Origin of the sequence: Campylobacter sp. 2018MI01, from assembly GCF_018501205.1 — a bacterium.
GTDB lineage: Bacteria > Campylobacterota > Campylobacteria > Campylobacterales > Campylobacteraceae > Campylobacter_E.
Window position 1 is genome coordinate 1 of the sequence record NZ_JAHCZE010000174.1, and the last position, 416, is coordinate 416.

Sequence of the window (416 nt, forward strand, 5' to 3'; positions counted from 1 at the left end):
GGGAAATGTGCGACACGGTCGTAACCTTTCGCTATTTTGAGGACGACAAGAGCAAGCTCGATCCTGAACTTCCGGAATTCGGGCAGCCGTTGCCGCTTAAGATCGAAACGTTCAAGGATACGATGGTTACGTGGCAAAAGCGTCTGCAAAAAATCAGCTATCCGACGCTTTATTGGAACAACCACGATATGCCGCGGGTTTTGACGCGTTTTGCTGCCGAAAGCGAACATAAGAAGGAAGCGGCCAAAATGCTTGCGACTTTGATGTATCTGCAGCGAGGCGTACCTTGCATTTATTATGGCGAAGAAATTGGCATGGAGTCTGCTGTCTTGCCAAAAATCAGCGATTTTGAAGACCGGCAAGCAGATGAATTTTTCAAAGAAGCAAAAGAAGCCGGTGCAACGGAAGAAAAATGC

At 47.6% G+C, this 416-nt stretch carries 1 protein-coding gene; it reads left to right on the forward strand.

Going from position 1 to position 416, the window contains the following annotated elements; genetic code table 11:
* On the forward strand, nucleotides 1-416 hold a 416-nt coding region (locus KJQ97_RS09545), incomplete at both ends, for an alpha-amylase family glycosyl hydrolase (protein ID WP_250325879.1).